The organism is Candidatus Electronema sp. JC, from assembly GCF_048287365.2.
Taxonomy (GTDB): domain Bacteria; phylum Desulfobacterota; class Desulfobulbia; order Desulfobulbales; family Desulfobulbaceae; genus Electronema.
Genome location: NZ_JBLWEM020000045.1, coordinates 1 through 5,861 on the forward strand (window position 1 = coordinate 1; position 5,861 = coordinate 5,861).

At 53.0% G+C, this 5,861-nt stretch carries 6 protein-coding genes; all 6 read left to right on the forward strand.

Features of this window, described 5'->3' with window-relative positions:
* Window positions 1–1,383 (forward strand): aspartate--tRNA ligase (gene aspS, locus ACNKH3_RS07475; protein WP_420208774.1); only part of this gene is annotated, 1,383 nt, incomplete at its 5' end.
* A 150-nt stretch (window positions 1,384–1,533) separates the two neighbouring features.
* Entirely contained in the window at window positions 1,534–1,671 is a 138-nt protein-coding gene (locus tag ACNKH3_RS07480) for a hypothetical protein (RefSeq protein WP_420208775.1), read from the forward strand.
* Between the two features lie 117 nt (window positions 1,672–1,788).
* Complete coding sequence (locus ACNKH3_RS07485) at window positions 1,789–2,241, forward strand: hypothetical protein (protein WP_420208776.1); 453 nt, start codon at window positions 1,789–1,791, stop codon at window positions 2,239–2,241.
* A gap of 75 nt (window positions 2,242–2,316) precedes the next feature.
* Entirely contained in the window at window positions 2,317–3,363 is a 1,047-nt protein-coding gene (locus tag ACNKH3_RS07490) for a hypothetical protein (protein WP_420208777.1), read from the forward strand.
* A gap of 12 nt (window positions 3,364–3,375) precedes the next feature.
* Window positions 3,376–3,618, forward strand: a complete 243-nt coding sequence (locus ACNKH3_RS07495; protein WP_420208778.1) for a hypothetical protein — start codon at window positions 3,376–3,378, stop codon at window positions 3,616–3,618.
* A 210-nt stretch (window positions 3,619–3,828) separates the two neighbouring features.
* Window positions 3,829–5,628, forward strand: coding sequence for a translational GTPase TypA (gene typA, locus ACNKH3_RS07500; RefSeq protein ID WP_420208779.1), 1,800 nt, complete (start codon window positions 3,829–3,831; stop codon window positions 5,626–5,628).
* The last annotated feature ends 233 nt before the right edge of the window (window positions 5,629–5,861 follow it).

Below are 5,861 nucleotides of genomic sequence, written 5' to 3' on the forward strand. Positions count from 1 at the left end.
CGCTATCTTGATTTGCGGCGGCCCGAGATCGGAGCCAACCTTGTCATGCGGCACACGGCGACGCAGGCGGCGCGGAGCTTCCTCTGCGAGAACGGCTTCTTGGAAATCGAAACGCCGATGCTGACGCGCTCCACGCCGGAAGGGGCGCGGGATTATCTGGTGCCGAGCCGGGTTAATGCGGGAAAATTCTTCGCTCTGCCGCAGTCGCCGCAGCTTTTCAAGCAGTTGCTGATGATGGGCGGCATGGACCGCTATTTTCAAATTGTCAAATGTTTCCGCGATGAAGATCTGCGCGCCGACCGCCAGCCGGAATTCACCCAGATCGACCTTGAACTGAGTTTTGTCGGCGAGGAGGACATCATGGCCATTGCCGAGGGTTTGGTCAAGCAGGTTTTTGCGGCAACTCGCGGCATTGAATTGAACCCGCCTTTCCCGCACATGAGCTATCAAGAAGCCATTTCGCGCTATGGCAACGACAAGCCGGACACCCGTTTCGGCTTGGAATTGGTTGATTTGACCGAGAAACTGCGCGGCTGCGGCTTCAAGGTCTTCAACGCGGTCATCGAGGGCGGCGGGATTGTCAAGGCGATCAACGCCAAGGGCTGCGGCACCTTCTCGCGCAAGGACTTGGATGATTTGACAAATTACGCAGGCAGCTTCGGGGCCAAGGGCATGGCCTGGATCAAGGTGAAGGAGGACGAGTGGCAGTCGCCGATTACCAAGTTTTTCAATGAAAACGAGATCGAAGCGATGCGCCAGACTCTCAACGCCGAGCCGGGCGATTTGATCCTCTTCGGCGCGGACAGCGTTGCGGTGGTCAATCAGGTGCTTTCCGAGCTGCGCCTTGAGCTGGGCCGCAGACTGGGCCTGATGGACAGCAATGTCTATAATTTCCTCTGGGTTACGGATTTCCCGCTGGTCGAGTTCGATGCCGAGCGCAAACGCTACGCTGCGGTGCATCATCCCTTCACTGCGCCTTTTGACGAAGACCTTGCCCTGCTTGAAAGCGAGCCGCTCAAAGTCCGCAGCCGGGCTTACGACCTTGTCCTGAACGGCAGCGAGATCGGCGGCGGCTCTATCCGCATCCACACCACCGAAATGCAGGCCAAGATGCTCAATCTGCTTGGCATTGCAGACGAAGAGGCAGAGGAAAAATTCGGCTTTCTCCTCCGCGCCCTCGAATTCGGCGCACCCCCGCACGGCGGCATCGCTTTCGGCCTCGACCGCCTGATGATGCTGCTCACCGGCTCCAGCTCAATCCGCGACGTGATCGCCTTCCCCAAAACCCAGAAGGCCACCTGCCCGCACACCGACGCGCCAGGCTCCGTCGCCCGCAAACAGCTCACCGAGCTGCACCTCCGGCCTGATTGGAAAGAGGCGTAAGCAGACGATGTTTTGCAAGGGCGGGCCGATGGGTCCGCCCTTTTTTATTGCCTTGGCAGGGCGGACGCAGAAATTCATTCCCATCTACTCAAAAATAAAACAGAATCTGACTGCGCTAATATCGAATCCTTCAATGTGAATATCTAATTTTTGGACAAAATTATCGAAAAATTAGATTTCGACATCGAAACTTTCGATAATTTTATTGACGCGCTCAATGTCGAAATTGAGCTGTTCGATGTTTTTATTGAGCGGGTGGATTTTGGAGCAGGCGGGTTCGTTGACTGAAAGCTGCGGCGGCGGTCAGGGCTGCAAAAATTTCCCTCTCATTTTTCCCTTGACAGCCCTGCATTGCCGAAATAAACTCAGCGGTTGTTTTCCATAAATCCTTGCAGGGAGGCCGCCATGCCGGAAAAAACCCCAACTGAACAGATCGCCGAGATTTTGGGGGTGGAATTCCTGCCCCTGCTTGAACCCTCCGAAGTGCGGGAATTGCAGAAGGCTCTGCCCGGATATCAGGCAGTTGCCGACGATGCGGCCCGCTTCGCCCAGAAGCACAAAGACACCCTCAAGCTCGACCAAATCCGCGCCTCCATTCAGCAGGGCTTGGACGATGTCGCCCGCCTTGAGCCGGTCGAGCATCTCCTCAAAAAGTTGTATCTTTCCGTCTATCATCAGCGGCTTCAGGCCACAGCCAAGTGCATGGAGGGCCTGTACGACACTTCCCGCCGCATCCGCGACTTTTCCGAAGCCTACCCGGAGATTGAGGAGGAAGGCCAGCATCTTCTTGATTTCATGAAGGCCTTCAGGCCGGGGCCGAAGAAGGAGAAGAAAGAGGAAGGGAGTGGTGGGGCGTAGGAGGCGGATGATGTACTGCTGCGCTGGGGAGGCGCAGCAGTAGAATAACTCAATCAAAATGATCAGGATAATGCTATGCGCATTAAATTATCTTTTTTGTGTTTTGTTGTAGTATCATCGTTGATCTGTTCTCTTGGAAATGCAAATGCCGCTTCTTCTCTGGAAGATCAAGAAAAAGCCTTGAACATAATTGCTGATTTTGCTGATAGAATTTGCAGCAATATTCGTCTTGAAGGTTCTGGCAGTGCCGTCGAATTAAATGGAGAGGCAAAAGCTGAGTTGAAAGGTTTGTTGAAAAAGTTTGCAAACCTTGGCATAGGCGGCACTGGAAAATATGAAGAGACAGCGTGGAGCGGTGTTCTCCAGAAGGATATTGCTGCTATTTTGCAGAAAAATGTTGACTGCAAATTAAAAATAGTTGACCTGTTAAAAGACAAAATTACCTCAACAAAGCAGGATGACTCTACCACTCATGCAGAGAATAAAGCTGGCGATAAAAAAATATCCTCTGAAAATCTGGTTGTAAACGGTGATTTCTCGGCTCATTGGTCAGAAGGATGGAAGAAAAATGTTAGCGACAAGACAAATGGTGCTATTCATGTCGAAACTGTGCAATCCCCTAACGATCCGTCTGATGAACTTCTGCATCTCCATTTAGAAGGTGAAGGCGCAGGATGGGTTGAGCAAAAGGTATATATTCCAGCGGGCAAGGGAATAGAAAATCTTCTTGTTGAGTTTGAGATGAAAACTGAGATGGAAACAACTGGCTTCAATTTAGGAGAACCAATTGAAGCCTTCTTCTGTGTCCAATTCACTGATAAGGATGGCAAAAATTTAGGTCAAATTAACTTTTCAGCAGGTAAGAAGGGAGACTTTGAAGACACTGGTCTTTATGGCGCACCTTCATCTTTAAAGTCAAATAATTCAATGTGTATAATCAAAACTAATCCGCAGTATCATTCAGTGAGAGAAAATCTGTATAAAAAATATATAGATTGTTTTTCTCCGAATGGCATGGAAAGAATCAATAGTCTTGATCTCGTAGCATATCTACAGACGGCTCGTAGTAATCAAAAGGCGGATATTTATCTTGATAATATCAAGATATACTACAAAGATTGATTGAGTGGGTACATGCCATCAGCAGATACTGCTGGACTAAAAAACATCGCATATATCTATCAGCACACTCTCAGCAACGTGCAACTGGAGCTTATCAAGCTGTATTCAACCAATTTGAATGAACATGAACTCTTGGAGTTGAAAAATATCCTCGTTCATCACTTCAGCCAGAAAGCGATCAACGAAGCTGACGATATATGGCAAGAAAAGGGCATGTCAGCGCAAACTATGGATGATTGGCTGAATAGAAAATAAGCAAAAAACCGCCTTTTCTCCTCCGCGCCCTCGAATTTGGCGCGCCAGACTCCGGTTGCCAGAAAACAGCTTAGCGAGCTGCACCTCCGGCCTGCCTAAGGCAGAAGCCCCTTGTTTTTTTATCTCATCTGCGGTACATTCCGACTTTTTCGACTAAGCCGGGCGCGCTCATGCGCCCTTTTCATTTTTTCAGAGGAGCAGCAGAGCTGTATGGATCAGAGCAAGATCAGAAACGTGGCCATCATCGCCCACGTTGACCACGGCAAGACCACCTTAGTTGACAAACTCTTCCACCAGAGCGGCCTGTTCCGCGAGAACCAGCAGGTGGCGGAGCGGATGATGGACTCAATGGATCTGGAGCGGGAGCGGGGCATCACCATCGCCTCGAAGAACGGCTCCTATATGTATAACGACTACAAGATCAACATCATTGACACGCCCGGTCACGCAGATTTCGGCGGCCAGGTGGAGCGCGTCCTGCGCATGGCGGACGGCGTTGTCCTGCTGGTTGACGCACAGGAAGGGCCGATGCCGCAGACCTTCTTTGTCGTCAAGAAGGCGCTGGCCGCCAAGCTGCCGATCCTTGTCCTGATCAACAAGATCGACAAAGATGCCGCCCGCTGCGACTGGGCGGTGGATGAAGTCTTCGACCTGCTGGGACGGCTGGAAGCGCCGGATCACATCCTTGATTTCCCGGTGGTCTTTGGTTCGGCCAAGCAGTCAGCTATGGTTGCTGACCATCATGAGCCATTGGTGCCCGGCCAAGGCATGGATCTGATCTCCGAGATGATCATCAAGCATGTGCCGCCGCCCTCCGGCGACCCTGCCGCGCCGCTTCAGCTGCAAATCAACACCATTGACTATTCGCCGTATTTAGGCCGCTTAGGCATTGGCAAAATAGTCAACGGCACCCTGCGCCTCAACGACAACATTGTCGTCGCCCGCCGCGACGGCTCGATCAAGCCGGTGCGGATCAGCAAAATTTTCGGCTTCGCAGGCAGCGAGAAGGTGCCGGTCGAAAGCGCAAGTGTGGGCGACATCGTCGCGGTGGCAGGCATGGACGACGTGACTGTGGGCGTGACCTTCACTGACCCGGACAATCCCCAGCCCCTGCCGCTGATTGAGATTGATCCGCCGACGATCTCCATGCACTTCATCCCCAACGACTCGCCCTTTGCCGGGCAGGACGGCAAGTTCGTCACCTCGCGGCACATTGAGGAGCGCTTGAGCCGGGAGACCTTGGCTGACGTGGCGCTGAAGTTTGAGCCGCTGGCCGACGCGGTCGGCTTCCGGGTCTCAGGCCGTGGCGAGCTGCATCTCTCCATCTTGATTGAAAAGATGCGGCGCGAAGGCTACGAGTTCCAAGTCACCCGCCCGCACGTCATCATGCGCGAGGTGAACGGCAAGATGCTGGAGCCGTATGAGTCCCTGACCGTGGATGTGGATGAGAAGTATCAAGGCGCAGTCATTGACAAGCTGGGGCGGCTGAAGGGCGTGATGAGCGACATGAAAAACCACAACGGCATGTCGCGGATGGTCTTCAAGGTGCCGACACGCGGCCTGCTTGGCTACCGCTCCCAGTTCATGACCGACACGCGCGGCATGGGCGTGATGAATTACGTCTTCGCCGAGTGGGGGCCGCATGCGGGCGAAATTCAGAACCGGCAGAACGGGGTGCTGATCGTCAAGGAAAACTGCGTCAGCGTGGCCTACGCCTTGTTCAACTTGCAGGAGCGCGGCACCTTCTTCATCGGCGCGGGCGAGCCGCTATATGCAGGGCAGATCATCGGCGAGAACAGCCGGGGCGAGGACATGGTGGTCAATCCGGCCAAAGGCAAGAAGCTGACCAACATGCGGGCTTCCGGCTCGGACGAGGCGGTCATTCTCACCCCGCCGCGCCAGATGAGCTTGGAAGACTGCATCGCTTACATCAACGACGACGAGCTGGTGGAGATCACGCCCAAAGTCATCCGTCTGCGCAAGCAGAGCCACGTGCGGATTAAGGGCTGAAGAGGGGTAGAGTACCAAGTGGGCAAACGATAAAGCCGTTTGCCCACGCTACTTGCTTGCTTGCTGGATGGACGGAGCTGGTTAATTTTTCTTTATAGCCGTAGCACAATAAATTGACTATAAACATGGCTGCTGAAAAATCTCATCTGTCGAACAGCCAAGTTTTCTTCTGAGTGCCTTTGCTTGCGCCCATTTATGCTCTATGGGGTTCAAATCAGGAGAATATGGCGGAA

Excerpts from the sequence above, each read along its gene's own strand:
- ACNKH3_RS07495 (WP_420208778.1), top strand. The coding sequence starts at position 3,376 with ATGCCATCAGCAGATACTGCTGGACTAAAAAACATCGCATATATCTAT.
- ACNKH3_RS07485 (WP_420208776.1), top strand. The coding sequence starts at position 1,789 with ATGCCGGAAAAAACCCCAACTGAACAGATCGCCGAGATTTTGGGGGTG.
- typA (WP_420208779.1), top strand. The coding sequence starts at position 3,829 with ATGGATCAGAGCAAGATCAGAAACGTGGCCATCATCGCCCACGTTGAC.
- ACNKH3_RS07490 (WP_420208777.1), top strand. The coding sequence starts at position 2,317 with ATGCGCATTAAATTATCTTTTTTGTGTTTTGTTGTAGTATCATCGTTG.